This is a genomic window from Cryobacterium breve (genome assembly GCF_027594785.1).
Lineage (GTDB): Bacteria > Actinomycetota > Actinomycetes > Actinomycetales > Microbacteriaceae > Cryobacterium > Cryobacterium breve_A.
Genome location: NZ_CP075584.1, coordinates 1,313,961 through 1,340,793, shown reverse-complemented (window position 1 = coordinate 1,340,793; position 26,833 = coordinate 1,313,961). Strand labels below are relative to the sequence as shown.

27 protein-coding genes and 2 pseudogenes are annotated in these 26,833 nt (G+C 69.4%); 19 read left to right on the top strand and 10 right to left on the bottom strand.

Annotated elements, in window-relative coordinates; genetic code table 11:
• Positions 1 to 30: 30 nt before the first annotated feature.
• The gene (locus KIV56_RS06520) at positions 31 to 897 is read right to left on the bottom strand and encodes a DUF429 domain-containing protein (RefSeq protein ID WP_281535603.1); all 867 of its coding nucleotides are present in this window, start codon (positions 895 to 897) and stop codon (positions 31 to 33) included.
• Between the two features lie 106 nt (positions 898 to 1,003).
• Here KIV56_RS06520 and KIV56_RS06515 point away from each other — a divergent pair, with 106 nt between their 5' ends.
• On the top strand, positions 1,004 to 1,414 hold the full coding sequence (locus KIV56_RS06515) for a DUF2256 and DUF3253 domain-containing protein (protein WP_281535602.1): 411 nt from the start codon (positions 1,004 to 1,006) through the stop codon (positions 1,412 to 1,414).
• 52 nt (positions 1,415 to 1,466) lie between these two features.
• Here KIV56_RS06515 and KIV56_RS06510 read toward each other — a convergent pair whose 3' ends face one another.
• The gene (locus KIV56_RS06510; protein WP_281535601.1) at positions 1,467 to 2,057 is read right to left on the bottom strand and encodes a TetR/AcrR family transcriptional regulator; all 591 of its coding nucleotides are present in this window, start codon (positions 2,055 to 2,057) and stop codon (positions 1,467 to 1,469) included.
• Entirely contained in the window at positions 2,050 to 2,190 is a 141-nt protein-coding gene (locus KIV56_RS06505; RefSeq protein WP_281535600.1) for a hypothetical protein, read from the bottom strand. Before KIV56_RS06505 ends, KIV56_RS06510 begins: the two co-directional genes overlap by 8 nt.
• A 212-nt stretch (positions 2,191 to 2,402) precedes the next feature.
• On the opposite strand from KIV56_RS06505, the gene KIV56_RS06500 reads away from it, so the two are divergent.
• The gene (locus KIV56_RS06500; protein WP_281535599.1) at positions 2,403 to 3,167 is read left to right on the top strand and encodes an alpha/beta fold hydrolase; all 765 of its coding nucleotides are present in this window, start codon (positions 2,403 to 2,405) and stop codon (positions 3,165 to 3,167) included.
• On the opposite strand, the gene KIV56_RS19540 is transcribed toward KIV56_RS06500, so the two are convergent.
• Positions 3,164 to 3,739, bottom strand: a complete 576-nt coding sequence (locus KIV56_RS19540; RefSeq protein ID WP_348648486.1) for a DUF1801 domain-containing protein — start codon at positions 3,737 to 3,739, stop codon at positions 3,164 to 3,166. The two genes, KIV56_RS06500 and KIV56_RS19540, sit on opposite strands and share 4 nt — an antisense overlap.
• A gap of 452 nt (positions 3,740 to 4,191) precedes the next feature.
• Here KIV56_RS19540 and KIV56_RS06490 point away from each other — a divergent pair, with 452 nt between their 5' ends.
• The gene (locus KIV56_RS06490) at positions 4,192 to 4,407 is read left to right on the top strand and encodes a dodecin (protein WP_432432610.1); all 216 of its coding nucleotides are present in this window, start codon (positions 4,192 to 4,194) and stop codon (positions 4,405 to 4,407) included.
• A gap of 12 nt (positions 4,408 to 4,419) precedes the next feature.
• A pseudogene (locus tag KIV56_RS06485) lies at positions 4,420 to 4,759 on the top strand (YciI family protein).
• A 123-nt stretch (positions 4,760 to 4,882) separates the two neighbouring features.
• Here the strand turns inward: KIV56_RS06485 and KIV56_RS06480 are convergent.
• Together KIV56_RS06480 and KIV56_RS06475 are read right to left on the bottom strand one after the other, a co-directional pair.
• Positions 4,883 to 6,250 carry an MFS transporter gene (locus tag KIV56_RS06480; RefSeq protein WP_281535598.1) on the bottom strand — a complete coding sequence of 456 codons (1,368 nt, stop codon included), beginning with the start codon at positions 6,248 to 6,250 and terminating at the stop codon, positions 4,883 to 4,885.
• 52 nt (positions 6,251 to 6,302) lie between these two features.
• Positions 6,303 to 7,251: pseudogene (locus KIV56_RS06475) on the bottom strand (nucleoside hydrolase).
• Between the two features lie 204 nt (positions 7,252 to 7,455).
• On the opposite strand from KIV56_RS06475, the gene KIV56_RS06470 reads away from it, so the two are divergent.
• Together KIV56_RS06470 and KIV56_RS06465 are read left to right on the top strand one after the other, a co-directional pair.
• On the top strand, positions 7,456 to 8,511 hold the full coding sequence (locus tag KIV56_RS06470) for a LacI family DNA-binding transcriptional regulator (RefSeq protein ID WP_281535597.1): 1,056 nt from the start codon (positions 7,456 to 7,458) through the stop codon (positions 8,509 to 8,511).
• A gap of 352 nt (positions 8,512 to 8,863) precedes the next feature.
• Positions 8,864 to 9,214: a PadR family transcriptional regulator gene (locus tag KIV56_RS06465; RefSeq protein WP_134445969.1), complete on the top strand. Its 351-nt coding sequence runs from the start codon at positions 8,864 to 8,866 to the stop codon at positions 9,212 to 9,214.
• Positions 9,215 to 9,227: 13 nt separating this feature from the next.
• Here KIV56_RS06465 and KIV56_RS06460 read toward each other — a convergent pair whose 3' ends face one another.
• Positions 9,228 to 9,536, bottom strand: coding sequence for a hypothetical protein (locus KIV56_RS06460; protein ID WP_281535596.1), 309 nt, complete (start codon positions 9,534 to 9,536; stop codon positions 9,228 to 9,230).
• A 53-nt stretch (positions 9,537 to 9,589) separates the two neighbouring features.
• Between KIV56_RS06460 and KIV56_RS06455 the strand changes: the two genes are divergently transcribed.
• From KIV56_RS06455 to KIV56_RS06440, 4 genes are read left to right on the top strand one after another with little or no spacing between them, the layout of a single operon-like run.
• Entirely contained in the window at positions 9,590 to 10,279 is a 690-nt protein-coding gene (locus KIV56_RS06455) for a DUF1648 domain-containing protein (RefSeq protein ID WP_281535595.1), read from the top strand.
• The gene (locus KIV56_RS06450) at positions 10,276 to 10,632 is read left to right on the top strand and encodes a PLD nuclease N-terminal domain-containing protein (protein ID WP_281535594.1); all 357 of its coding nucleotides are present in this window, start codon (positions 10,276 to 10,278) and stop codon (positions 10,630 to 10,632) included. The genes KIV56_RS06455 and KIV56_RS06450 overlap by 4 nt, the downstream gene beginning before the upstream one ends.
• Positions 10,629 to 11,558, top strand: a complete 930-nt coding sequence (locus tag KIV56_RS06445) for an ABC transporter ATP-binding protein (protein ID WP_281535593.1) — start codon at positions 10,629 to 10,631, stop codon at positions 11,556 to 11,558. The genes KIV56_RS06450 and KIV56_RS06445 overlap by 4 nt, the downstream gene beginning before the upstream one ends.
• The gene (locus tag KIV56_RS06440) at positions 11,555 to 12,316 is read left to right on the top strand and encodes an ABC transporter permease (protein ID WP_281535592.1); all 762 of its coding nucleotides are present in this window, start codon (positions 11,555 to 11,557) and stop codon (positions 12,314 to 12,316) included. The genes KIV56_RS06445 and KIV56_RS06440 overlap by 4 nt, the downstream gene beginning before the upstream one ends.
• A 589-nt stretch (positions 12,317 to 12,905) precedes the next feature.
• Here KIV56_RS06440 and KIV56_RS06435 read toward each other — a convergent pair.
• Positions 12,906 to 13,910 (bottom strand): DMT family transporter, encoded by a 1,005-nt coding sequence (locus KIV56_RS06435; RefSeq protein WP_281535591.1) that lies wholly within the window; start codon positions 13,908 to 13,910, stop codon positions 12,906 to 12,908.
• 191 nt (positions 13,911 to 14,101) lie between these two features.
• On the opposite strand from KIV56_RS06435, the gene KIV56_RS06430 reads away from it, so the two are divergent.
• Positions 14,102 to 14,662, top strand: a complete 561-nt coding sequence (locus KIV56_RS06430; protein ID WP_281535590.1) for a CGNR zinc finger domain-containing protein — start codon at positions 14,102 to 14,104, stop codon at positions 14,660 to 14,662.
• A 105-nt stretch (positions 14,663 to 14,767) separates the two neighbouring features.
• On the opposite strand, the gene KIV56_RS06425 is transcribed toward KIV56_RS06430, so the two are convergent.
• A complete protein-coding gene (locus KIV56_RS06425) occupies positions 14,768 to 15,415 on the bottom strand; it encodes an RES domain-containing protein (RefSeq protein WP_281535589.1) in 648 nt (215 codons plus the stop codon).
• Positions 15,412 to 16,008 (bottom strand): hypothetical protein, encoded by a 597-nt coding sequence (locus KIV56_RS06420; RefSeq protein ID WP_281535588.1) that lies wholly within the window; start codon positions 16,006 to 16,008, stop codon positions 15,412 to 15,414. The genes KIV56_RS06425 and KIV56_RS06420 overlap by 4 nt, the downstream gene beginning before the upstream one ends.
• 183 nt (positions 16,009 to 16,191) lie before the next feature.
• On the opposite strand from KIV56_RS06420, the gene KIV56_RS06415 reads away from it, so the two are divergent.
• The 8 genes from KIV56_RS06415 to KIV56_RS06380 all read left to right on the top strand — a co-directional run bounded on the left by KIV56_RS06415 (position 16,192) and on the right by KIV56_RS06380 (position 26,619).
• Entirely contained in the window at positions 16,192 to 18,045 is a 1,854-nt protein-coding gene (locus KIV56_RS06415; RefSeq protein WP_281535587.1) for a TIGR02677 family protein, read from the top strand.
• Positions 18,042 to 19,208, top strand: a complete 1,167-nt coding sequence (locus KIV56_RS06410; protein WP_281535586.1) for a TIGR02678 family protein — start codon at positions 18,042 to 18,044, stop codon at positions 19,206 to 19,208. Before KIV56_RS06415 ends, KIV56_RS06410 begins: the two co-directional genes overlap by 4 nt.
• Positions 19,205 to 19,894, top strand: a complete 690-nt coding sequence (locus tag KIV56_RS06405) for a hypothetical protein (protein WP_281535585.1) — start codon at positions 19,205 to 19,207, stop codon at positions 19,892 to 19,894. The genes KIV56_RS06410 and KIV56_RS06405 overlap by 4 nt, the downstream gene beginning before the upstream one ends.
• Before the next feature lie 29 nt (positions 19,895 to 19,923).
• Complete coding sequence (locus tag KIV56_RS06400; protein ID WP_281535584.1) at positions 19,924 to 23,472, top strand: TIGR02680 family protein; 3,549 nt, start codon at positions 19,924 to 19,926, stop codon at positions 23,470 to 23,472.
• On the top strand, positions 23,469 to 24,830 hold the full coding sequence (locus KIV56_RS06395) for a TIGR02679 family protein (RefSeq protein ID WP_281535583.1): 1,362 nt from the start codon (positions 23,469 to 23,471) through the stop codon (positions 24,828 to 24,830). Before KIV56_RS06400 ends, KIV56_RS06395 begins: the two co-directional genes overlap by 4 nt.
• Positions 24,831 to 25,017: 187 nt before the next feature.
• Positions 25,018 to 25,470 carry a helix-turn-helix domain-containing protein gene (locus KIV56_RS06390; protein WP_281535582.1) on the top strand — a complete coding sequence of 151 codons (453 nt, stop codon included), beginning with the start codon at positions 25,018 to 25,020 and terminating at the stop codon, positions 25,468 to 25,470.
• Positions 25,471 to 25,574: 104 nt separating this feature from the next.
• A complete protein-coding gene (locus tag KIV56_RS06385) occupies positions 25,575 to 25,919 on the top strand; it encodes a HepT-like ribonuclease domain-containing protein (RefSeq protein ID WP_281535581.1) in 345 nt (114 codons plus the stop codon).
• A gap of 376 nt (positions 25,920 to 26,295) precedes the next feature.
• The gene (locus KIV56_RS06380; protein ID WP_281535580.1) at positions 26,296 to 26,619 is read left to right on the top strand and encodes a hypothetical protein; all 324 of its coding nucleotides are present in this window, start codon (positions 26,296 to 26,298) and stop codon (positions 26,617 to 26,619) included.
• Positions 26,620 to 26,833 lie beyond the last annotated feature (214 nt).

Sequence of the window (26,833 nt, the reverse complement as noted above, 5' to 3'; positions counted from 1 at the left end):
CCCGGGAAGTGCGGCATCCGCTGGGGGTCGCTAGTCCAGCTGGGCGCCGGCTCTTGAACGCTTGGGTCGGGTCACCCGCCCGCCGGGGCGTTGCTCGGGGCGAGCCGGCGCGATGATGACCGGGATGCGCCCCTCGGCGTCCGGGGAGTCGGTCGCCCCGAGCACCTGGCAGCGTTCGGTGCCGAACTGGGCCCAGAGGGCAGCGGTCCACGCGCAGAGGGTGGCGTCGAGGAGGTCCTCGCGGTGCTTGTATGCGGCGTCCTTCAGGGGAGACGGTTCCTCGAGCAGGGCCGCGGTGGTCGGGTGGGAACGGAGGTCGAGAGCCGGGCGGATGCCGGTGAGGCGCAGCATCCGCTGGAGGAGGTCGTCGCATTCGGCGGCGCGGAAATCGCGCCGGGCTGCAGGGGTCGGCAGCGCCGGGTTGAAGCGTTTGTAGCGCGGGCGCTCCAGCCCGTAGCCGAGTTCGGGCGCGCCGACCAGGGTTGTGTACGGGTAGCACTCGAAGAACTGGACCTCGTCGGGAAGGGTCGGCCTGCTGCCGTCGGTGTAGCGGAATCCGGCCTGCTCGAGGCGCGTGCGGAGGGTGACACCGCCGAGCCAGGGGAGGGCGAGGTTGGAGGGGTTGGCGTAGACCTGCCACTGGCTGTAGCGCTGGGCGACCTCGCGTTCGCATTCACGGATGCCGGTGGCATTCGCGACGACGAGGGGCGCGTCGATCGCGATCACGTCGCCGGGAGTCGAGCGCGTGATGACCCAGGCGGCGACGGCGTCGATGCCGCGGGCCCAGCCGGCGTCGAGCACGGTTCCGGACGCGTCGATCAGGGCCAGGCCGGTTTCGTTTGCGGCTTTGGTCGCTGTACCTTCGCCCCAGGCCAGGTCGACGCCGATGTAGTTCACTCTCGCGGAGGTTCCATGTTCATGAGGATCTTATTCTCGTCTCTGTCTCGTCCCATTCGGTCGTTTGCGATTCGCATAAGACCCTCGGTCCAGCAGGATGGAAGTCATGGCTCACCGACAGCGCAAACCGGCCGATTCCGACGCCGCCGGTGACCCGGCGGACAAGACGTGCGCGTCGTGCGGCCGGCGCATCGAGTGGCGCGCGAAGTGGGCGAACAACTGGGATTCGGTGAAATATTGCTCGGCCACCTGCCGCGGACACGGTGTCACCGCGACCGACGTCAGGCTCGAAGAGACCATCGCAACACTGCTCAGGGCGCGGGCGACGGATGCCACGATCTGCCCCTCTGAGGCGGCGAAGGCGGTCGGCGCCGAGGACTGGCGCGGGCTCATGGAACCGGCCCGACGCGCCGCACGCCGCATGGTCGCCCGCGGCGAACTGGAGATCACGCAGGGAGGGGTCGTGGTTGACCCGTCGACGGCGAAGGGTCCGATCCGGTTGCGGCGACCGCGTTAACGGCATCGAGCCAGTCGTCAGGGCCGGGCGACGGGACGGTCTGCGGGACGGTCTACCGGCTTGGCTGCGGGGTGGTGGTGTCGGTCCACTGGGTGAGGGCGACGATGAAGCCGTGGATCAGGCGTTCGAAGCTCCGGTTGATGTCTGCGCTCATGGCGAAGGACCCGCCGGTTTCGAACGAGATGAACCCGTGAAGGGTGGAGCGGAAGGCGCGGATCGCGTCGATCGCGTCGTCGCCCTCGAGGTGGTACGCCGTGAGCACGTCGCTGAGCAGCTGAACGATCGCGAGCGACACGGCTTCGTCCTCGAGGTCGCCCGGGGCGGGCATCCGGTTGGCGGCCTCATACCGGGCGGGGTGCTGCAGCGCCCACTGGCGGTAGGCGTGTGACATGGCCGAAATGGCGTCGGCACCGGAGCGACCGACGGAGGCCCGCGCGAGCACCTCGCCCATGTCGCGTTTCGCGTGCACGGCGATGTCGCGGTGGAGGCCGGCCATCGAGTCGATGTGCTTATAGAGGGACGGTTGCCGAACGCCGAGGCGCTGGGCCAGTGCGGCGAGGGTGAGCGAGTTGAGGCCGACTTCGTCGGCCATCACGGCCGCCTCCTCCGCCACCCGGTCGCGGGTGAGCCCGACCCTAGGCACGGGTCCGTGCTCCGGCCCTGGTGCTGATATGGGTGCTGATGCGGGTGCTGATCGCGGTGTTGATCCGGGCGCCGGCCGGGACGCCGACCTCGGCGGCGACGGGCCCTCGAACCCGCGCTGATGCTGTTTCCATGGGGCTAAGGATGACCTTCTTTTTGGCTAGTGTCAATAGCCAAACCGGCGCGGAGGCAACGCGTCCTGACCGGTCTGCGTGCAGCATCCGTCTTTTTGATTTGGCTATTGACACTAGCTAAAAGGGGATGCATAGTAGCTGCATGACCTCCTCAACTGACGCTTCGGCCGCAGCAACCCAGTACCTCGCCCGCCCCGAGGGGCGCATCGCCTATGACCTCCAGGGCGCCGGACCGCTTCTCGTGCTCGTGCCCGGCATGGGCGAGCCTGCGGTCCTCTTATCGATTCCTGGCCCCCGCGCTCGTCGCCGCCGGTTACACGGTTGCGACCACCGACCTCCGCGGGCACGGCGACAGCGACACTAGCTTCTCCGCCTACGGCGACATCGAAACCGCGAGCGACATCCAGGCCCTGATCACGCATCTCGGCCGGCCGGCGGTGATCGTCGGCAACTCCCTGGCCGCCGGGGCCGCCGTCATCGTCGCCGCGGAGCATCCCGCCCAGGTCGACGGCCTGGTCCTGGTCGGCCCCTTCGTGCGGAACCCGCCGACGAACGTGTTCACCCGTGGGCTGTTCCGGGTGATGATGGCCCCGCTCTGGATCGCACCCATGTGGAAGAGCTACATGCCCACCCTCTACGCCGGTCGCAAGCCCGACGACTTCGAGGAGTACCGCACGGCGGTCATCGCCAGCCTGAAGCGCAAGTCGTACGGCAAGGCCTTCTCGCTCACCACCCAGCAGACCACCCACGACCCCGCCGAGGCGAAGCTCGGCGCGGTGACCGCCCCCACGCTCGTCATCATGGGCGACAAGGACCCCGACTTCAAGGACCCGGCCGCCGAGGCGCGTTTCGTAGCGGATGCCCTCCACGGCTCCGTCGTGATGGTCGCCGACGCCGGCCACTACCCCCAGGCCCAGCAGCCGGACGTCACCGTGGCCGCCGTTCTCGGCTTCGTGAAGACCCTGGCCCGCGCCTAGGCCGGGCTCTCCCTGGCGGACTCATGGGCGGACTTGTGGGCGGGCTCATTCGCCGACTCAGTCGCCGACTCGTGGGCGGGCTCGGTGGCCGACTCGTGGGCGCGGTGCCCGTAGGTGCCGGACGTGACGACGCGGTACGAGTCGGCGATGATCGCCTCGAGCGCGGCCAGGTCGACCGTGGCGAGATCCTTGAGGTAGAGGCAGCCGACGCCGGTGGTGTGGCTCCCGAGGCGTTCGAGTTGCTCGGTGTAGGCGCCGACGCCGTTCGCGAGGTAGATCGTGGTGGCGGCCTTCCGCGGCGAGAAGCCGGCCGCGCACGCGTCGCCCTCGCGCCCGCTCGCGTACTGGTAGTGGTACTGCCCGTACCCGACGATGGACCGGAACCACATCCGTGGTTTCTCGCCGGTGATGCGGGACATGAGCTCGAGCAGGGTTTCGGCGTCGCGCCGCCGGGTGGGGTTCGGGACGGCGTCGATGAAGGCGCGCACGGCGGCCGCCGCTGCAGCTGAGTCGGTATCGCGGTCAGCGGATGCCTGTGCGTGCGACTTGGGGTCGCTGTCGGAGTCGCTCATTTCGCCTCCATTCTGCCGGGAGTCACCGGCGAAGGCCATCGCCGGTCCTGGTCGCGTTCGGCGAGATCGGGACGTCTTCGGCCGGCTGTCGGCGGACATCCGCTCGCGCCCGCGCCTGTTTCCGCAGGCCGCACCCGAAACGGCGGGCGCGGGCTGCGCAAACGGGCGTGGGCGTGGGGGAGAAGGGGCGCGGGCTGCGCAAACGGGCGCGGGCGTGGGGGAGAAGGGCCGAAGCCGGGGTGCTCGGTGCGCACGGTCGGAGATTTTCGCGACTCGCGGCATCCGCTGCCCGGAGGCACGGCGTGTCTCGAGAATCTCCGACTTTACGAGGCGGCTGCCGCCTGGGCCGGCGCTGGACCGTGGCCGTTGAAGGCTCGCCGATCCCGGTCTATGGTCGGAGCACCCGAGGCGAGGACGCCGCGGGTTGGGCACCATGGTGGAGGGATCAAGCGATGACGAATCACACGTACCGCGTCACGGAGATTGTCGGGACGTCGCCGGAGGGAACGGATGCGGCCATCCGGAGCGGACTCGAGCGGGCGACCCGCACGCTGCGCAACGTGGACTGGTTCGAGGTGGTGGAGACCCGCGGGCACGTCGAAGACGGCGTGATCCACCACTTCCCAGGTGACGCTCAAGGTCGGCTTCCGCCTGGACGACGCCGATGAGGTCGCCGATTCATGACCAAGTACCTCATCTCCTTCCCGAGCGACGCGATGGTGGTCACGGACGAGGAATTCCCGGTCGTCGTCGCCGACTCCCATGCCGTCGTCGCGGAGGCGAAGGCGGCCGGCGTCTGGGTGTTCGGCGGGGGGATCGACGAGGGCGTTGCTCCGGTGCTGGTCGCCGCAGACGGGTCGGCGAGCGCTGAGCTCTATCCGGGCTCCGACCTCACGGGCGGGTTCACCGTGCTGGAGCCTGCCCACGCGGGAGGACGCGGTCGACTGGGCGCGGCGGATTGCCGTGGCCTGCCGGTGCGCGCAGGAACTTCGCGAGTTCGGGTACGACCCGGAGAGCTAGGGGCACCAAGGGGATAGGCCAGCGGGAGTGGCGGCATCCGCCACCCGACACCCCTTCGGTCGTGCGGCCAACAGTCTGGCCTGCCGCGGCTCGCGGCAGGCCAGACAGACCGGCACGTCAGGACTAGACCTCTGCGCTGACGGGTTTCGGGATGAGGAACGACGCCCCGAAGGAGGCGAGGGTCAGGACGAAACCGACCGCAACGACGACGAAATATGACGTGCGCATATCAACGGAGGTGCTCAGCACGGCCAGGGTGGACGGAAGCACCAGAAAGCTGAGCCCGGCGCCGAGGTTGAAGGCTCCGGCGTTCATCCCAGGCAGGAACCCCGGGTTACCGGGTGGGGACAGAACCACGCCGAGCCCATTGAGCATGATGTTCGCGGTGCCGGCGTAGAGGATGCCCAGCAGTGCCGCACCGACGATCATCAGGGGAAGGCTGTTAAGGCCGCCGATCCCGATGACCGCCAGCGCGAGTGCACTGCCCAGCAGCCCGATGCGCAGCATCTTCGTATAACCGAATGTGGGCGCCAGCCGACCACTGAAGGGCCCGACCAGCCAGCCCAACAGGGCGTACGGGGTGAGGATGATCAGGGCCATCTGGGTGGGATTCACCGAGAATCCGGGAGCAGCAGCCTGCACATAGGCCGGCACAATTCCGTTGATGACCGCGAAGATCCCGGTCATTGCGAGCGTGGTGGTCAGCAGCGGCGCCCAGGTGGACCGGAGCCGCAGGTGAACGATCTGCACCATGGGCTGCTTGCTGTTCTTCTCGACCGACCAGAACGCTGCGAATGCGGCCGCAGCGACCGCGGTCAGTCCGATGGCCAAGATCAGGGTGCCCACCGAGAAGCTGCTGGCGAGTTTGGCGGCCTCGTTGAGGGCGGTGAGGATCGATCCGACGGCCAAAACGATGCAGAAGGCGCCGAGCCAGTCCATCCGGGTTCCGGCAGCAGGCCGGGACTCAACGGCGAGGAACAGCACCAGCAGGAGTGCCACAATCGAGAAGACAACCATCAGCCAGAAGATGCTGCGGAAGCCCAGGTGCTCAGCGAGATACCCGCCGGCGAAGGAGTCGATTCCAGCGATGCCACCGTTGACGGCAGCGACAAATCCCATCAGGGTTCCGTACTTGCGGGGGTTGGAGATGGCCGAGCGAAGCATGATCAGGCAGAGCGGCACTGTGGGTCCGCTGACGCCCTGGATGATTCGACCGACGAACAGCCATGTGACATCCGGTGCCATGGCCGCGACGGCGGACCCGACACCCATCATGAGCATCATGCCCAACAGGATCTTCTTGCGGCCGACGATATCGCTCAGTCTCGGCAGCACGAGAGAGAACAACGCGGCCGCGGTGAAGAACCAGGTCTGGGACAAGCCGATGGATGCTTGATCGGCGCCGAGCTCCTTGCCCATGGTGACCAAGGCCGGGCTCAGCATGCTGGCGTTGAGCTGGAATGCGACACAAGCCGCGAGAAGCGCCGTCATCAGCGCTGCTGTGTTGACCTTTTTGTGTGTTCGGTGGGGATCAATGTCGCGGTCATGATTCAACGTCTCCAATGCGGATCAGGGCATCTGCAATCAGGTTCCAGAATCGTGCGTGGTCGAGAGTGACGGCCACTGATGTCGTGCAGTCCGCCGGTGCCGGAGCCCGGAAGTCGGCAACGGTCATGCCCAGGGTGAGGGTGCCGTTCAGCTCGATGTCCACAGGTACCTTCACGGTCGAGACAATGCTTGGGTCGATGACGTAGGCCACTGCGCACGGGTCGTGCACCGGGGGTGAGTCAAAGCCTTGGACGTCCCGGTAGGTTTCGCCGAAGAAATCGAGCAGTTCGCCAACGAAACGGGCCGGTCCGGTGTTGATGGCGGCAATCTGTTCCCTGACCGCCGGTGTGGCCAACGCCTGGTGTGTCAGGTCCAACCCGACCATCACGACGGGCCACTTTTCATTGAAGACAATGTGTGCGGCCTCGGGGTCGATGATGATATTGAATTCGGCGACGGCGCTCCAGTTGCCGACATGGTAGCCGCCGCCCATCAGCACGACCTCTTTGACTCGTTCCACTATCCGGGGTTCTTTGCGCGCCGCCAGTGCAATATTGGTGAGGCCGCCCGTCGGGACAAGCGTGACCGTTCCGGGTTCGTTGGTCATGATGATGTCGATGATCAGGTCGACGGCATGCCGCTTGTCCAGGATCAGGGTCGGCTCCGGCAGGACCGGTCCGTCCAGGCCCGATTCACCATGGATGGACGGGGCGTTCTCACTCTGCCGCATGAGCGGGCGAGCGGAGCCGGCCGCGAACGGGACATCCGTGATGCCGGCGACACGGGCAACCGCCAGCGCGTTGCGGGTCACTTTCTCGAGCGTTTGGTTCCCGACAACAGTCGTGACGGCCAGCAGGCTCAATTTCCGGGCTGCCGTGCGCCAACAAGATGGCGATCGCGTCATCGTGGCCTGGGTCGCAGTCCAGAATGATCTTCTTAGGCATGGTGCTCCACTTCATTGGGGACGTTGCCCACCCATGGGATGTGGCGGCTGCAGCGTGCTCTCCCGAAGCATGCGCCTAGTCAATGCATAAGTCAAACGCTTAACGTGTGGTTGGGTTAAACGGTTAATGTCCAGATATCAAACGCTTGACGGCATCCGGCGATTTTCGCGGCAGGCTGGGGGCGCGGAGGGTTACAGTTGGCTCATGGCCATCCATGGCACGAGTGAGACGCCCGCTCGTTTCCCGCGCGCGACAGCATCCATGGTCGCCAGCAGGGCGAGCGTGTCTGTCGCCACGGTGTCCCTGGTCGCCAGCGGCAAGACCGACGGCCGGGTGTCAGCGGACACGGTGATCCGAGTCCAGCAGGCCATCGCCGATCTGCACTACGTGGTCAACCGGGTCGCCAGCTCTCTGGCGACAGGGTCGAGCAATTTCGTCATCCTGGTTGCACCGGACATCTCCAACCCGTTCTTTGCCAGGGTCATTGCCGGGGTGCGGGAGGCCTTAGGTTCGTCGTACCAGCTGCTGCTGTCCGTCACGGACTCCGGCCAGATGCCCCAGCTCGAGAGTGTGCGGGAGTTGCTTGCTTTTCGTCCGGCCGGGCTGCTCGTTGACGCACCGAGCGCGCGCCTGATGCAGAGCCTGGTCGTCGATGAACCGATCGTGTTCCTCGATGCACCCGGCGCAGACGCCGGTGCTCCGGCCGTCAATCTCGACGTCGTGCGGGGGGCGGAGGCGTTGGCTGTGCATCTTGCAGAGCGCGGTCATCGCACGGTCGCCTACCTGGACAGCGTCACTGCCGCCTCGACCTTCGCTCTGCGTCGTCGTGCGTTCTTGGCCAAGGCCCAGGAATGCGGGATGAGCCCCATCGAGACGCCGCGAGCTAGAAGCACCATCGACGTAGGGTCGGCAGCCACCGAATTCGCGAAAGTGTGGCCGGCCTGGCAGCGGGCGGGAGTCACTGCCGTCGTCTGCGCGACCGACACCCACGCGTACGGCGTTCTCCAGGTGGCTCACTCGCTGGGAGTGCGTGTGCCGGAGCAACTGGCCGTCTCAGGTTTCGACGACCTGCCTTTTTCCGCGATGAGTCACCCAAGCCTGACCACCGTCGAACTCCCTGCCCGGAAACTCGGCCGGGCGGCGGCCGACCTGCTCGTTGCGTTGATCGAAGGCCGGGCCCCCGATTCCGGGCCGCCACTCATGCCTAGCCGACTGATCATCAGGGACTCCACCGGTGGGTTCGTGAATGGTGCCGCGTAGAGGGGCGCAGCCGCGCTGACGCGGCTTGGCTCGCTCCCTATGCCCGATCCCGTCCGCGGTCGGACGACGGCCTGGAAACGGGTGAGGGTTGCCGTGGCCGGTGGACCTCTTCCTCGTGATTGCAGAAGTGCAGCATCCGCGGGTCTTGGTCCCGCCCGCCGCCGTGCCCGTTTCGGCACGCCGCGCCCGGAACGGCGGGAGCGGGCTGCGGAAACCGGCGCGGGCGCGGAGGAGAGGTGGTGCGTGCGAGGGCTCCATGAACTCGCCCGCCGCGCGCCGGTAACGTGTGTTACCTTGTAGTTGGCATAACAAGCAACCGGGTGTGACACGGTACAGGATACGAGGCGGGACCATGGCGATCGAGGGTGAGGCGATTCCGTCTCAGTTGCGCAAGGGCGTGGTCGAGCTGGCCGTGCTCGCGCTGCTCCACCGGGGCGAGGCCTACGGCGCCGAGATCGTCGACCGGCTCGTGCAGTACCCGGGCCTCGCCATCAGCGCCGGCACCGCGTACCCGCTGCTGAACCGGCTGAAGAAGACCGGCCTGATCACCTCCGAGTGGCAGGAATCGCCCGTCGGTCCGCCGCGCAAGTACTACCGGCTGTCGCCCGCCGGCGAGCGAGCCTTCGTTGCGATGACGAAGGTCTGGACCGCGATGAGCGCCGACATGACCGACCTTCTGGGAAAGGACGCGACCCATGCATGACGCCTCGGAACCGCTACCCGGCGACGCCGTCCCGCCTGCCGGGGCGAATGCGCTGCTCGACGACTACTTCGACCGTCTGCGCGGCGCCGCGGCGCGGCTGCGCATCGACATCGACGCGGACGCGCTCGCCGACCTGCTGGCGCACGTCGAGCATCGCCTCGACGGGACTGATCGCAGCGACGACACGGTGCTCCGGGTGCTGGCCGAGCTCGGAGAGCCCGAAGCGCTCGCGCGCGCCTATACGACCGACGATACCGACTCCGACGTCGACGGCGACGGCGACTTCGGCACCGACCGTGGTTTTGACTCCGGCGTCGACCACGACGGGGGCACGGATGCCGCCGCTCGCGGCCCCCGGGACCTCACCTCCGGGGAGTGCCGCGCACCCACCGGGCGGGCCGGTTCCTCGGCGTGCCGTATGACACCCGGCAGCCGACATCGAAGCGCTTTGCGAGCCGGTCGTGGGACCCCACCGACCCGAGCATCCTCGTGCCGAAGGCGCTCGGCATCGGCTGGACGGTCAACTTCGCAGCGCTCGCCGTGCGGGCCCACCTGATCCGGCTGGACGACGAGGACGAGCCGTTCGCCGAAGCACCTGCCTGGGTGGTTACGGCGACGCTCGCCGCACCGATCCTCGCCGGGATCGCGTTCGCCACCCTCGCGGCCGTCAGCTGGGCCGGCCTGCCCGATACCGTCCCCTCGCACTGGGGAATCACCGGCGAACCGGACGGCTACTCGAGCCGCACCGCCAACCTCCTGCTCCTCAGCGGATTCGTGCTGCTGCCGCTGCTCGCCGCAGCCTGGGTGCACCTGGCCCGGCGTGCGGCGGGGAGCCGCGTCGCCGCATCCGCCGGGGGCTTCGCGCTCGCTCTCGTCGCGCTCGCCTGCCTGGCGCAGACCGTCTTCGCGGTGCAGGGAGGCGCCGGCATGTGGCCGACCTGGATCGGACTGTTCCTCGCCCTCGTGCTGCCGTTGGGGTTGCTCGTGGGCGTTTCCCGGAGCGGTCGCGCCGCCGAACAGCGCCGCGACTTCGCCTCGGCCTCGAAGAAGGGTTCCGTGTCATGAACATGCCTCTGTCGTCACTCCCCGGGTGGGCGTGGATCGTCATCGCGGCGATGGCGGTCGTGCAGGTCACCCTGGACGTCATCGCCCTGGTCGACCTGTACCGGCGGCCCGCCGACCGGGTGCTCACCGGCAACAAGTGGGTGTGGCTGGCCGTGATCCTGCTCGCCAACCTGCTCGGCGCCATCCTCTACCTGGTCGTGGCCCGGAAGCCGGCCCCGCTCGACGCGGCCGTGTCGGCGCCCCGGCCGCCGTCGACCAGCCCCGACGCCGTCGCCGACTCCTTGTACGGGTCACGCAACGACGCCGACGGGCAGCCGGGCACCGAGCCACGGAGTGAAGCCGGCCCGCGATGAGCCTCGCGATCCGCACCAGCGGCCTGACCAAGACCTACGGCGAGCACCGCGCGCTCGACAACGTGGACCTCGAGGTCGAGGAGGGCTCGATCTTCGGCTTTCTCGGCCCGAACGGAGCCGGCAAGACGACGCTGCTCCGGATGCTGACCGGGCTCGCCCGACCCACGAGCGGCGTCGTGCAGATCCTCGGGCACGACGTCACGGCGGTCGACGACTCGATCCGCGCCCGGATCGGCTTCCTCCCCGACGTACCCGGCTTCTACGACTGGATGACCGCCGAGGAATTCCTCCGTTTCGTCGGCCGGCTCTTCTCGATCGACAGGCGCACCCTGGATGAACGCATCGGCATGCTTCTCGGCCTCTCCGGGCTGACCGACGTGACCACCGCGATCGGCGGCTACTCCCGCGGCATGAAGCAGCGGCTCGGGGTCGCCCAGGCGCTCATCAACGCGCCCCAGCTGCTGCTCCTCGACGAGCCGACGAGCGCCCTCGACCCGATGGGACGCCGCGATGTGCTCGACATGCTCACTTCACTGCGCGGGCGCACCACCGTATTCTTCTCGACGCATATCCTCGCCGACGTCGAGCGGGTCTGCGACACCGTCGCCATTCTCGACCGCGGCCGCGTCGTTGCCCACGGGCCGATCCAGGAGCTCACGTCCCGGTACGCCGAACGCAAGGTGATCCTCGAGGTCACGGATGCCGCGGCCGACCTCGCGCAGGACATCTCCCGCGAGCCGTGGGCGACATCCGTTGCCGTGGGCCCGACCGGCGCCCTCGAAATCACCGTCACCGACATGGACGCGGCCCGCCGATCCATCCCGGTGCTCGTCGCCATCCGGCACACCGGTCTGTGCCGCATGGATGCCGGAGAGCTGGGCCTCGAGGACGTCTTCGTCAGCCTGGTCGGAGGGGGAAACCGATGAGGGGATTCGCGGCGTTCGCGCGCAAGGAGGTCCTCGAGATCGTGCGGACCTGGCGGCTCTGGGTGCTCCCCGGCATCGTGCTGTTCTTCGCGCTGACCGGGCCGTTGATGGCCCGGTTCACGCCGGAGATCCTGCGCGCGGTCGCCTCCGACCAGCTCGGGCAGTTCACGCTCCCGGACCCGACGTATGCGGATGCCTACACGGGGTGGATCAAGAACCTGTCCCAGATCGTGCTCTTCGCGCTGATTATCGTCTACGGCGGCATCGTGTCTTCTGAACGGCGGAGCGGCACCGCGGTGCTCGTGCTGACGAAACCGGTGTCGCGTGGCGCGTTCATCCTCGCGAAGGCGACCGTGCACTCGGCGTTCCTCGCGGTGCTCGTGGTCGCGGGAACGCTCGTGACCTGGGGCGGCACGGCGATCGTCTTCGGGGAGGCACCCGGCGGGGCGCTCTGGTCGGCGTCGCTCGCGTGGCTGGTGTTCGGCATCCTGTTCGTCGCCCTGATGACTCTGCTCTCCGTGGTGATCAGTCCCACGGCCGGGGCGGCCGGCGCCGGGCTGGGCGCATATGCGCTCGTGTCGATCGCCGCACTGTGGACGCCGCTCGGCACCTATTCACCGGCGGCGCTGACCGGCGTGCCCACCTCGCTCGCGCTCGGGAAGTCGGTCGAAACGTTCTGGCCGGTGTGCACGGCGCTTCTGCTGGCCGCGACACTGGTCGCGCTCGCGGTCGCGGCCTTCCGGCGTCAGGAACTCTAGGTCTGCCGGACGGTGCCGCGCCCCTTTTGGTAGCTCGCGCCCGAAACGGCGGGTGCGGGCTGCGGAAACCGGCGCGGGCGCGGGGCGAACGGATGCGGCGCGGTACGTGCGCTGGATGCTGGCGGCGAAGGGCGGCATCCGCTCACGACCGCGCCCCTTTCGGCAGGACGCGCCCGAAACGGCGGGTGCGGGTTGCCAAAACCGGCGCGGGCACGGTGCGAAGAGGGCGCGGGCTGCCGAAACGGGCGCGGGGGAACGCGGCGCGGGCCGCCGAAGCCGGCAGTGCTGCGGCGATCGACTTGTCTACCGGCGTTGTCCGATCACGCCCGCGCCCCTTTCGGCATGGCGCGCCCGAAACGGCGGGTGCGGTGTGCCGAAACGGGCGCGGGCGTGGGGTGAAGTGGGTGCGGTCTGCCGAAACCGGCGCAGGCGTGCAGTCGGACGGGCGCGGTTTGCCGAAACCGTCGCAGGCGTGCAGTCCGACGGGCGCGGTTTGCCGAAACCGTCGCGGGCGTGGGGTGAACGTATGCGGCGCGGCACGTGCGTTGGATGCTCGCGGCGACGGGCGGCATCCGCTGGCAGGTGCCGGTCAGCCTCGGTATTCGTTGGCCGTCACCGGCTCGACGACCCCGGCGTCGGCCACGACCGGTACCGGGATGAGCGGTTCGAGCGTGGCGGGAACGGCGGTTTCGGAGCCGGCCGCACGCACGGCCGCGATGCCGCCGAGGATGAGCGCGCCGCCGAGGAGTTGGAGGGGTGTGAGCTGCTCGCCGAGCAGCAGCCAGGCGAACAGGGCCGCGAAGACGACCTCGAGCAGTGAGACGAAGGAGGCGAGCCGGGACCCGAGGGCTTCGGCTGAGGTGATCCCGGCGACGTAGGCGAGTGCGGTGCTGACGACCGCGACGATGACGAGCGGCACCCACCAGGGCAGGGCGGTGCCCGCGAGCGGCACCGGGCCGAACGTCGCGGAGAGGGGGAGAACGCCGGTGACGCCCAGCGCGCCGAGCACGAGGCCGCCGAGCACGAGTCCCGCGGCCGCAAACCCGACCGGGGGCAGCCCCTCGCTCGGGCGTGCGGCCATCACGAAGTAGATCGCGCAGCCGACCATGGCGCAGGCGGCGAAGGCGAGGCCGAGCGGGTCGACCGCGCGAATCGCGCCGGGGCCGACCACGAGCACGAGCCCGCCGACGGCGAACAGCGACCCGACCAGAACCAGGGCGTGGGGGATGCGCCGGGTCATCGCCCACACGACGCCGACCAGAAGCAGCGGCGCGAGAAGTTCGATGAGCGCGGCCGTCGCCACCGGAATGGTCTGGATCGCGGCGAAGTAGAAGAACTGGGTGGCCGCGACGCCGGCGAGGGCCATCGCGAGCACGCGCCACCGTGCCCGCCACAGGGCGGGCCAGGATCCGCGCAGGGAGAGCAGGGCGAGCGGCAGCAGCACGAGCCCGCCGAGGAGCACGCGTGCGGTGACGGCGGCGCTCGGGGACCAGCCGGCCTCGAGCAGGGGCTTGATGAACGCGCCGGAGGTGCCGAAGGAGAGGGAGCCGATGACCGCCACGACGAGGCCCGCGGAGGGGGACGAGATCTTCATGGAACTCCTTCTGCTGCCTGTCATATGGGTAGCTTTCGCTGCCTGCGTCTGCCGTGCGCGCTCTGCTGCAGAGCTCTATTGCCGAGTGTTGCTGCCGAGCTTGACTGCCGCGCGCCAGCACCACGCGACGCGTTACGGTCTACTATTAATTATGACCATAACGTTAGGCGATGGTCGGGTTAGGAGTCAACATGCAGTTTGCCCATGACACCGTGGAGTCGCTCGAGTTCGCGGTCGACCTCGGCAATACCGATCCCGCGGCCTCCCGGAGCGGCACGGATGAGCTCGCGACCCTCGATCAGCTTGCGGACTTCCTCGCCGGGTATCCCTTCTCCGGCCGTATCGACGGCGACGAGCGCGAGCGGCTCGACGTGCTGCGCGCCCGCGACGAGGTGCGGCTCGTCTGGACCCGCGACCGCGACACCGCGGCGCTCCAGGTCAATGCCATGCTCGCCGAGGCCAGGGCCCTGCCGTACCTCGCCCGGCACGACGCGTCCGACTGGCACCTGCACGCGACCACGCCCGACGCCCCGCTCGGCGAACGCCTGCGCGTGGAAGCCTCGCTGGCCCTGATGGACGTGATCCGGATGGACGAGATGCATCGGCTGCGCACCTGCGAAGCGGATGACTGCGCCGGCCTGATCCTCGACCTCTCGCGCAACGGGTCCAAGCGCTTCTGCAGTGCGCGCTGCGGCAGCCGGATGAACATGATCGCGTTCCGAAAGCGGAAGGGCGCGGACCCGCAGGGCTGAACCGGGTCTCGCGGGACGTTATGTCGGAGATTTTCGCGACTCGCGGCATCCGCTGCCCGGATACGCGGCGTGTCGCGAGAATCTCCGACGGTGCGCCGCGGCACTCTAGGTCACGCCGGGCGGAAGGCTCACGCTCAAACCTGCGGCGGATGCGGGCGGCGAGTATACGGAGAAGCCGCTCGATTCAGAGGCGGCGACCCCGTCGACGACTGCATAAGTTGGCCACGATCGTGGCCCGGCAGCTCCGAACACGGCCCAGGCATCAGGCGAGTAGCCGGTGCTGAATCGTGCGGGGTACCGTATGCCGTCGAAGCCGAGCGACTCGAACAGGGCCGCCCACTGTTGCGGAACGCCGTAGCTGTCCATCGTGCTCAACTCACGGGTGACACCGAACGTGGCGGCGTCCGCCGCGGCCACGTCGGCACACTTCTTGCCCGCGCTGAGGTCGAGCTCAGTGACCTGGAATTCCTCGGCGGCCCAGCGGGGCACCATGCCGGATGCAGCGTAGCTGGGTCCCAAACGCTCGCGGACAGCAACGGCCACGGTGTCGGCGAGATAACAGGTGCCGAGTGGTGGGGCCAGATCGAAGCGACCCCCGCCCGGGCCGCCGGGCGCCGACGCGAAGAACCAGGCTCCACGCCCGATCGGGTGGGAGCGGTATTTCCGTTCGGCTCCCCGAGTATGTACTGCCGGGAAGCCGGTGAAGTCGCGGCCCGGAAGGGGATTGGCCTGAAAAGTCGCCTCCCGGCTCACGGCGCAAGCCGAGCGGCATCGTTTCGCGCGGCGTCGAGAACCGGTCCCAGCTCGTTCGACTTCAACAGGTCCGCCGCAGAGCGACCGCCGAATCGGGGTGTCTTCACGTTGAGCCAGAGCGCCTGCGACCATTCGTCACGTGCGGCGGGGAGCAATGCGTCGATCACTGGCCTCAGGTGGGGAAGGGGTTCACCGCCGGGGCCGAACTGCCATGCCGGGAACAGGAGCGACTTCGCATCCGCCGTCTGTACTGCGAGCAGCACGCCCTGGTTCCTCAGCTTGTGGACGTGCTGGCGGCTGACGCCCTTCCACTTAGCGATCGCCGAGGCCTCATAGAAGGGACCGATCTTCTCCTGCCAGATGCTTGTCCCGGGGATCGTGGCGACCATGCGTTCCGCCACGGTGCGAGCGTTACCGGCGACGGATGCTTCGAGACGGTCGGGAAGACGTTTCGCAATCTCGGTCAGAAGCTCGGCCTGGTAGTCGGTGAGCATCAGCGTGCGGGAGTGGCGCTCCCCGGGGGGTGTCTGCGCTTCGGCGTCGGGTGTCATCGTGAGCCCTCCCGGTGAGTCGTCGGCTGTCATCTCTGTCAACCAAGCCTAGCTTCGGTGTCATCTCTGTCAACCGACTCTCGTGAGGTGAAATCGCCGACTTGTCTCGCCCGGGGCGGCGGCGCGACTGTTGAAGTCGGTGGAATGCTGCATGATGAATGGGGGTCCGTCGTGCGCACCGCGCGGCGTGTCGAGTCGTTCTGAACCGTGTCGAGTCCAGGGGAGGTGAGCATCGTTTCTGCCGAGGTCCAGTTTTCCGAGTCGTTCAGCGTGTTCAGCCACCTCAACGCGCAGAACAGCGAGATCTACCGCCGCGTGCTCGGCACCTTCGTGACGGCCAAGGAGCGGTTCCAGGTGCATCTGCGCCCCGACGACGTGCTCGGCCAGCTGCGTCGCGATGCTGCAGTGGATGCCGCGGAACCGACCCCGGGCGCAGCCGCCAATCCGGCCGCGGGTGCGACCAGTGCGACCGTCCCTGTGCCAGAAGACCTGTCGATCGAGGCCGTCACCGCGGCCCTCGACTCACTCGTCGGCTGGGGCAACCTCCTCGCGTCGCCCGACACCGGCCGCGTCGTGCAGGTCGAGGACTTCTACCGCAAGCGCCATCTGTTCCAGCTGAGCCAGGCGGGCGAGGCCGCCGAACGCGCCCTCGAACGGTTCGAAGAGACCCTCGGCCGCCGCGGCGCCCTGCAGAGCGTTGCCCTCGAGGACATCGCGGTCACCCTGCACGAATTCGTGACGCTGATCGGCGCCGAAACCCCGGACCTCGGCAAGCTGCACCAGACCCTCGCCGCGCTCACCCTGCGCTTCACCGAACTCGCCGACAACGCGAGCGCGTTCATGGCCTCGCTCCAGCGCACGATCGACCTCACCGACACCGACGAGGCGGCCTTCGTCGCCTACAAGTCGCGACTCGTCGACTATCTCGAACGCTTCATCCAGGATCTCACCGTTCGCGGCCCGCAGATCGCGACCCTGCTCGCCCGCGCCGACAGCGCGGCGGTCGACCGCGCCCTCCGCGCGCTCGCCGAACGAGAGGCAAGCGACGCCCTCGTGCAGGTCCCCGATCCCGGAGATGCCGAGCATCCCGTCGGGCCCGATGCCCTCGCCGAGTCGGCGCGTCACTACGCCGTCTGGGCGAACCGCTGGGAAGGGCTGCGGTCTTGGTTCCTCTCGAGCCACGGCAGGGACAGCCAGGCGAAACTGCTGCGGATGGCCGCGCTCGCCGCGATCCCGGCCCTGCTCGACGCCGTGCGCGCCGTCAACGCGAGGCGCTCGGGCCGCTCCGACCGGTCCACCGACTACCTGCGCCTCGCCCAGTGGTTCCAGGAGGCGCCCGACGACGACCGTCACCGGCTCGCCCGGGCCGCCTTCGGCCTCTACTCGGCCCGGCACCTCACGGTCGACTCCGCGACCTGGGCGCACTGGAGCGACAACGCCGCGCTCGTCGGAGCGCCCTGGGCGGATGCCCCCGCGATCGAAATCTCTCCGCAATTGCGCCGGACGGGCAGTTACGAGCGCAAGGGTCGGCCGAACCAGGTCATCGACCGCTCGGCGTCCCGGGCGCTGATCGCGCTGCAGGTGCGCGAACAAGCCGAGCAGATCGCCGCGGCGCGAAAGCGTCTCGCGACCGATGGCACGGTCGAACTGAGCGCGCTCGCCGGGCTCGACAGCACCGCCTTCGGCCTCTTCCTCACCCTGCTCGGCGACGCGCTCGTCGCGCGTCCGCCCGAGGGCGGGCCGATCCGCACCGCCTCGACCGACGGCACCATGAGCATCGAGCTGACCGAGCTGCCGGATGCCGGTTTCGTCGCCCTCGAGACCGAGCGCGGCACGCTCTGGGGTCCCGACCACCTCGTGCGTATCACCGACCTGATGGAGGAAGACGAGGACCGGCCGGCCGGCGCACACGCCGCTGATGCCGCCGATGCCGAGGCCGAAAGCTCAACTCACGGGCGCGCCGACGCGGAGGAAGCCGGCGACGTTCAGGCTGGGTCTCCGGCGCACGCGTCGCACTCGCGCGCCGATGCCGACTCGGATGCTGATGCAGACGTCGACGTGTTTGTGGAGGTGTCATGAGCGTCTCGGCGGTCGACGACCGGCAGCGGGCGGCCCGAATGCTGCTGCGCACGCCCCTGATCCGCTCGACTGAAGAGGAGCGCTACCGGCTCGTGCGGCGGCACGCGGGTGACCTCGCGGAGTGGTTTGACGTCCATGCCGGCTGGACGCTACACGTCGACAGCGAGGTGGTGCGGCTCGACCGGGAACCGGCGTCGGTGACGGATGCGACGCATCCGTTCGCCGCCCGCCGCGGCGGGGTGCCGTTCTCGCGCCGCCGCTACGTGCTACTGATGCTCAGCCTGTCGGTGCTCGAGCGCAGCGACAGCCAGATCGCACTCGGCCGCCTCGCCGAGCAGGTTCTCGTGGTTGCGACGGCACCCGAACTCGTCGCGGCCGGCTTCGTCTTCGAACTCGGCAGCCGCGAGGAACGGAGCGACCTCGTCGCGGCCGTGCAGCTGCTGCTCGAATGGGGCGTACTCGCCCGGGTCGCCGGCGACGAGGCGGACTTCGTCCAGAACACCGGCGACGCGCTCTACGACGTATCCCGCCGGGTGCTCTCCCAGCTCCTCGTCACCCGGCGCGGCCCGTCGACGATCGGCGCCACCACGCTCGCCGAGCGGACCTCGGCCATGCGCGACCGCGGCACTGCTCCGACCGCCGACCTCCGCAACCTACGCCTGCGGCACAGCCTCACCCGTCGCCTGCTCGACGACCCCGTGCTCTACCTCGACGAGCTCGACGACGACGAGACCGCCTACTTGCGCGGCCAGCGCGCCGCGATCTGCCGGCGCATCACCGAGTTCACGGGGCTCGTCGCCGAGATCCGACTCGAGGGCATCGCCATGGTCGACTTTGACGACGACCTCAGCGACGTGCGGATGCCCGAAAAGGGCACCGAAGGACACGTCACCCTGCTCCTGGCCGAGTTCCTGGCTCGCTGCGGGGAATCCGATCTCCTGGTCGACGACCTCGTCGTGCACGTGCGCGCCCTCGCCCCCGACTATGCCAAGTTCTGGCGGAAGGGCGCGGCGGACGACGCGGCCGACCTCGTCGAGACCGCTCTCGGCCGCCTCCTGGCCCTTCGGCTCGTCGCCCGGGACGGGGAAAGCATCCGTGTACTGCCCGCCCTGGCCCGATACGCCCTCGCTGCACCGACAATCATGGGAGCTCGACAGTCGTGACCCTGGACACAGTTGCACCATTCCGTTCCGACCCGCGGCCAGTGCCGACGAGCGTGCGCTGGCAGCCGCAGCGACTGGGTCTCGTCGACCTCTTCTACTACGACAACGAGGAGTTCCCGTTCGTCGACGGCCGGCTGCTGCTGCGCGGCAACAACGGCGCGGGCAAGTCCAAGGTGCTCGCACTGACCCTGCCGTTCCTTCTCGACGGCGACCTCTCGCCCCAGAGGGTCGAACCCGACGGCGACCGGCAGAAGCGCATGGAGTGGAATCTGCTGCTCGGCGACGAGCACCCGAACGGTGAACGCCTCGGTTACAGCTGGCTCGAGTTCGGCCGCATCGACGAGGCGGGCCGGGCGCAGTACGTGACGATCGGCGCGGGACTCAAGGCGGCGCGCGGCCGCGGTATCACCCGGCATTGGTTCTTCGTGACCGAGCAACGCGTGGGGGAAACCCTCGACCTCATTGACGCGAGCCGGCTCGCGCTCGGGCGTGACCGCCTCGCCGAGGCCCTCGGCGACCGCGGGCGGGTTTACGACACCAAGGGCGAGTACCGGCAGGCTGTCGACGCGAAGCTCTTCGGCCTCGGCGAGCGGCGCTACGCCGAACTGATCGAGCCTGCTGCTGCAGATTCGCGCGCCGCAGGCTCTCCAAGAAACCGAGCGAGGCCGCCCTGTCCGAGGCGCTGACCCGCGCGCTGACCCCGGTCAGCGACGACGTGATCAAGTCCGTCGCCGACGGAATGCGCTCACTCGACGAGGAACGCGACGAGGTGCAGCAACTTGCCGCCGCCCAGAAGGCGGTGCACGGGTTCCTGCAGCACTACCGAGCCTATGCGCAGGTGATGCTCAAGCGGCAGGCTGTCGGCCCCCGCCGCGAGCAGTCCGACTTCGACAAGTACGGGCGGGCGGTCCTCGAGGTGACCGCGGAGCTCGACCGGCTCCGGGAGTCCCTCGACGCCAACGCCGCGGCCACCACGGAGCGGCGCACCAAGCAGGGGACTCGCGAGGCCGAGCAGGAAGCGCTGCGCGACAGCGTGCATGCCAAGAGCGAGCGACTGCTCAAGCTGGCGGATGCCGCGGCGACCGCAGCCGGGGAACGTGCGGCACTTGCGGAGGCTGGCCTCCAGCGCGCGGATGCCGCCTTCACTCGCGCCGATGCGGAGGCGACGGACGCCCGGTCCGAATTCGTGGCGGGCGCGACCGGCTTCCGTGAGGCCAGCGTTTTGGCGGTCGCTGCGGCCGTGGGTGCCGGGATCGAGCACGACTCGGCGGGGCTCGGGCTCGTACCGGACGAGTCCGGCTGGCCGGTCGCGCGCGGTGGACGGCGTGCCGACGCATCCGGCGGCTTCGACGGCTTCGAGGCGGCCCTCCAGCGCGAGCGTACCGCGACCGCTGACCGCGTGTCCCGACTACGTGAATCCCTAGACCGGGTCTCTGCGCTGATCACAGTGCTGGAGCAGGCCGAAGGGCACCTCGGCGCGGCGGACCTGCGCGAAGCCGAGACCGAGACCCGGCTGGCGGAGGCGACCGACGAACGCACCGTGGCGGATGCCGCGGTCGAGGCCGCCGTCGATGCTTACGTCTCCGAGGTCGAGATCGTGCTGGCCGGACTCACTGAGCTCGCCGTTCCCGATGACGCGTTCGGCGCCTTCGCCGATTGGGTGCGACTGCGCACGGGCGAGAACCCCGCGAGCACTGCGCTGCGCAGGGACGCCCAGCGGCTGCAGGCCGAGCTGGAACGGCAGCGCGCTGACCTCCGGCACCGGCTCGGCGACCTCGCGATCAGGCGCGAGGCTCTCCGCACCGAGATTTCCGGGCTCGAGCAGGGCGACTCGGTCGAGCCGACCCTGCCGCACACCCGCACCGCCGCGCCCGAGGGGTCCCTTCCGCTCTGGCGCGCGGTGAGCTTCACAGACGAGGTCAGCGCGGAGCAGCGGGCCGGGCTCGAGGCCGCTCTTGAGGGCAGCGGGCTGCTCACTTCGCTCGTGCTGCCTGACGGGGACCTGCGCCTGCCCGGCAATGGGCAGTTACTGTTGCGCGGGGCGCGTGCAACGGCATCCGTCGGAACGCTTGCGTCGGTACTCGTCGCTGAGCCGCCCGCGGGGTCGGCCGTGACCGCGGAGACGATCGAGGCGGTGTTGCGAGGCATCAGCCTCGGCGGGGACACAACCGACGGCGGCGCTGATCCCGACTTCGACAACGGAGCCGATTCTGACTCCCGCTCCGACGGCACTTCTTCCTCGGCGATCGGCTTCGGCGACGACTCGCCCGCGGTATGGGTGAGCCTCACCGGCCGGTACCGCCTGGGTTCGGCGTTCGGCGCCTGGTCCGTCGACACGGCCCGGTTCATCGGAGAGAGTGCACGCGAAGCGGCCCGCGCCCACCGGCTGCGCGAGGCGCGAGTCGAACTCGACACGATCTCCGCGGAGCACCAGGGCCTGGCCAAGGCCCTCGACGGGATCGCCGCCCGGTCCACCGTCATCGAACACGAGCAGGCGGCGGTGCCGCATCCGACCGCGCTCGAGACAGCCGATCGGGCCTCGGAGCGTGCCGCCGACCACGTCGCCCAGCGCACGAGCGAACGCGAGGAGGCCCGCTTTCGCTCGGCCGTGGCCCGCCGCGAGCTCGCCGAGGCGGAGGCTGACCTCGCCGCGGATGCCGCCACGCTGCACCTCCCCACCCAGCCGGAGGCGATCCGCGGTCTCGGCTCCGCCCTGTCGAACTATGAAGGAAGGGTCGTGAGCCTCTGGCACGCGGCCGAGCGCTGGGCATCCGCCGGGCGTCGGATCGGGCGAGCCGAAGACCTGCTCGCCGCCGCCAGCGACGACCACGACCGGACCCTGGCCGAGGTCGAGTCCGCCGCCGGCGAACGTACCCGCAGCCGCAGCTACCTTGAGACCCTGCGCGGGCAGCTCGGCGCCGACGTGCAGGGTTACCGGGACCGGGTCGCCGCCGTGGTCGCCGAGCTGAAGTCGATCAGTGCCGAGCTGCGCCGCCTGGGCGAGAGCGCTCGCCGGGACGGCGAGAAGAAGGCCGGTCTCGGGGAGCGGCTCCGCGGCATCCGTGCGGACCAGGACCGCGTGGCCGCGAACCGGGTCGCCGCCGTCGCCGCACTGCAGCGCACGACCGCGCTCGGCCTTGTGCAAGTGGCTGACCTCGCCGCGCTGGCCGTCGTCGAACCGGATGCCGGGGGAGACACCGACTGGACCGTGACCCGCGGGGTGCAGCTCGCCCGCGCGATCGAGGCTGCGCTGCCCGAGGTCGACGCCTCCGACGAGAAGTACAGCCGGCTGCAGTCGCAGGTGTTCACCGAGTTCGCCGACCTGCAACGCTCGCTCGGCCGGCACGGGCACGAGGCAGCCTACTATCCGAACGACGACGGGGTGCGCGTGGTCGTGACCTTCCGCGGACGGGAGATGCTGCTCGTGGAACTCGGCGAGCAGCTCGGAGAGCAGATCGAGCAGCACCTGCGGCTGTTGAGCGCGAAGGAGCGCGAGATCATCCAGTCACACCTCGTGACCGAGGTCGGCGCGCAACTGTCCGAGCTGATCGGAGACGCCGACCGGCAGATCGTTCAGCTCAACGAGGAACTCCGTGCCAGGCCCACCACGACGGGCATGATCCTGCGGGTGCTCTGGAAACCGCGCCCGGACGGGCCGGCCGGGCTGACCGAGGCCCGGCGCCTGCTCGCGACGACGGCGGATGTCTGGGACGAATCCGATCGGGCCGCGCTCGGAGGCTTCCTGCAGGCCCGGATCGCGGAAGTGCGTGACGCCGACGAGGCCGGCAACTGGTACGACCACCTCGGCGAGGCGCTCGACTACCGCCGCTGGCACCGCTTCACGGTCGAGCGGCAGCAGGGCGGCGCCTGGAAGTCGGCGACCGGCCCGGCGTCGGGCGGCGAGCGGGTGCTCGCCGCGAGCATCCCGCTGTTCGCGGCGGCGTCCTCGCACTATCGCACCGCGACCAACCCACACGCCCCGCGGATGATCATGCTCGACGAGGCCTTCGCCGGCGTCGACGACAACTCGCGCGCGAGCTGCCTCGGTCTGCTCGCCGAGTTCGACCTCGACGTCGTGATGACGAGCGAACGCGAGTGGGGCTGCTACGCGGAAGTTCCCGGGCTCGGCATCTCGCAGCTGACCCGTTTCGAAGGCACCGACGCCGTGCACGTGCAGCGCTGGCAGTGGGACGGGAAACGGCGCACCGTCGTCGTCGACGTCGGTGTCGCCGCCGCTGAGGCTGAGGCGGGAGGGCTCTGGTGAGCGAATATGTGGATGGCGGCGGGACCGGGGTCGACTCCGGAGGCGAGGTCAGCGCGGAGGCCGTTGCACGCATCCATCGTCTGCTCGGCACTCCAGAGACGGCGTGGCTGCTGACGCGCATGCGCTCCCGACTCGAGCAGACCGGCACGCTCGTGGGCGTCGTCACGAAGCAGAACGCGAGCGCGACCGAGCGGATGGCGGCGGCCCGGCTCGTCGGTCGGCCCGTGCGCTCGGGGTCGTCGGCTTCGGTGTCGCTCGACCAGCTCGACACCCTGCTGCGGAGGGACGCGTGGCCCGCGGGGCTGGCCTCGGCGGTCACCGAACTCGTCGGGCCGATCGTTGGCCCCGAGGTCCGGCGCGCGGAACGGGCGAGCTGGCAACAGGTCGCCGACACCCTGCGCGTGATCGCCGTCGAACGGCCCGAACTCGCGGGCTGGGTGGACGGCGTGAACCGATCGGGCGCGCTGCGGCGAGTGACGGCATCCGCTTCGGCCGCCCACATGATGACCCTCCAGCTCGGTGTGCTCGCCCGCGCCCTGCCTGCGGAGGGGGAGGCTCTCGGCGTGCTCGCGGCGCGCCTGTTCGGGGACGCGCATGCGCTCGACCCGAAGAGTCCACTCGGGCCGATCGCGGTCGGGCTCGCGGCGGCCGCGTCCGGGCAACCCGCCGGGAACGGATCACGGTGGCGGCGGGACGCGTGGCAGCAGTCGGGTGTTGTCGTGGACGAGCTGTCCTCGACCGTGCTCGCGCTCGGGCTTCCCGGCGGCGTGATATCTCCGACGGCCCGCGCCCTAGCGGCGCTCGCCGAGTCCGGCCAGCCCGTCGTATTGACGTACCGGCAGCTTGCCGTGGATGACATCGGCCGGGCCCCGGCGCTGGTCTCGGTGTGCGAGAACCCTGCGGTGATCGCGGCCGCGGCCGACCGGTACGGTGCTGGTGCTGGTGCTGGTGCTGGTGCTGGTGCTGGTGCTGGTGCTGGTGCTGGTGCTGGTGCTGGTGCTGGTGGCGGTTTCGTACCGATCGTGTGTGTGAACGGGCAACCGGGGGCTGCGGTGCTGCGGTTACTCACGCAACTCGTCGAAGGCGGTTCGCGGCTCCGGTACCACGGTGACTTCGATGCGGGCGGCGTCACGATCGCGCGCACGGTCGCTCGCAGCGTGCCGTGGACTCCGTGGCGATACGGCGAAGCCGACTACCGCGCCGCGTGCGAGTCGAGCCTCGCGACCTCGGAGTTCACCGGAAGCGTCGGCGACACTCCCTGGGACAGTGCTCTCTCCGGCGCGATGGAGGAGTTGCGCTTGCGCGTCGAAGAGGAGTCGGTCCTCGAGGACCTACTCGCAGACCTGAAGCTCGACTAGTCCGGCCATCGTGGTGGCGCCCGCGCTGGTTTGCGCAGGCCGCGCCCGAAACGGCGGGCGCGGTGTGCCGAAACCGGCGCGGGCGTGAGGGCAAGGGGGCGCGGGCTGCCGAAAGGGGCGCGGGCGTGAGTGACGGTGACGGGAGCGGGCCCGCGGAGGTCCTATAGCTGCGAGCTATACTCCGTGCATGAACACAGCGGAGAGCATCCTCGAGGCACGCACGCGCGCCGGACTCTCGCAGAGCCAGCTCGCCGTGCGCGCCGGCGTGCCGCAGCCGAATCTCTCCGCTTATGAGTCCGGTCGGGTGCAGCCGCGCCCCGAAACCCTCGCCCGTATCCTGGCCGCGACTGCCGAGCGACCATCGGTCGTGCTTCAGCGGGGCCGCGAGCGCGTGATCGAGCTGGCCGCACGCCGCCGCGCCGGCAATGTGCGGGTCTTCGGGAGCATCGCCCGGGGCACGGATGCCGTCGGCAGCGACATCGACCTTCTCGTCGCATTCGCGCCCGAGGCCTCAATCCTCGACGCGGCGGGCCTGGTCCTCGACCTTGAACACTTTCTCGGCGTGCAGGTGGACGTGATGAGCGACCGGGCCGAGGGCACCATCCGCGACCGTGCCGTCGCCGAGGCGGTGCCCCTGTGACGGAGGTGCCAACGGGCGCAAACGCCGAGGTCGGAGCCTGATGGGGGTGGAGCGGCTGCCAACGGAATCCCCGTGAGCCATGGTGCCGCCGAAGGCGCGACGCGATGACCCACGAATTCGACCGAACGGATGCGCTGCTCGCGGACATCCGCGACCTTGTGCGTCACGCGCGCCTCATCACCGCCCGCGGCAGGGACGTCTTCTTCGACCGGGTGGACCGCACCCAGCAGCTCGCGGCCAAGGCGATCGTGATCGACCTACAGACCGCGGTCGAGCGGCTTCCGGACGCATACCGGGACAAGCACCCGGAAGTCGCCTGGGCGGAGTTGCGTGCGATGCGGAACTATCTCGCCCATGACTACGCGAACACGGACTATCAGATCGTCTGGAACGCGCTCGTCACGGACTTTCCCCGGCTTCTTCGGCAGCTGGGCCTTACCGAGGGCTGAGGTCGCGAGTTCAGGTCACGTTGCCCGATTCCCTTGCGCGATCGTGCGGGCGACGGGTACCGTGGCAGCTACGCCACACGACGAGAGGAGCCGTCCCATGATTCAGTCAAACATTCCCGCAGTGAACTGCCTCGCCGTCGGCCTCGTCGGCGTCTTCACCGCCTGACCGGCGCGAGTTTCCGCCACCGGTTCTGCGGTGGTGATGCCCTCGATGCCCGCTCGCAGCCCGCGCTTTCTGCGCCCCGGGACCAGTCCCGTTTCCTGACGTCTCATACCCGACGACGTCCGTTCTTGCGCCGCTTCGGCGGCCCCGCCGGTGCACCAGATAGATGCCTCCGCATCCGTTCCGGGCACCGCCACAGTGAGGCTCACTCTCATGACCACAACGCTGTCGACCACTGCCGGTCGCCACGACCGCCCGCTGCCTTCGCAGCCCGAACCGGACCCGCACTCCGGGTCCGAATCCGCGTCACCATCCACACCGACGGACCGTCACCTGCGTCCCCTCGGCCGGGTCGATCGGCTGGCGCTGCACCTCGGCGTCGCCCTGATCCGATGGGGACGTCGGCCGCGCGTGCAGCGGCCGGTCGCCGCCGTCGACTGGGAGGCCGTCCGCCTCGTCCGCGAGGAACGCGAGCGGGCGCTCGAGCGTCAGCACGCGGACCTGCTCCGCTACCGGATGACCACGCCCTACCGATGAGGGGGGTGCGAGGCCGACCGGGCCTCGCACCCTCTCGACGCAACGTCGGAGATTTTCGCGACTCGCGGCAGCCGCTGCCCGGAAGCACGGCGTGGCGCGAAAATCTCCGACTTTGCGACTGACGGAGTTCCGCTTCACCGGAACAATCGGGCGGTGTCGGTGGTTTGAGTTTCAATAGCCGCACCGCCCCACCATCTTGACCGCACTTCTCGAC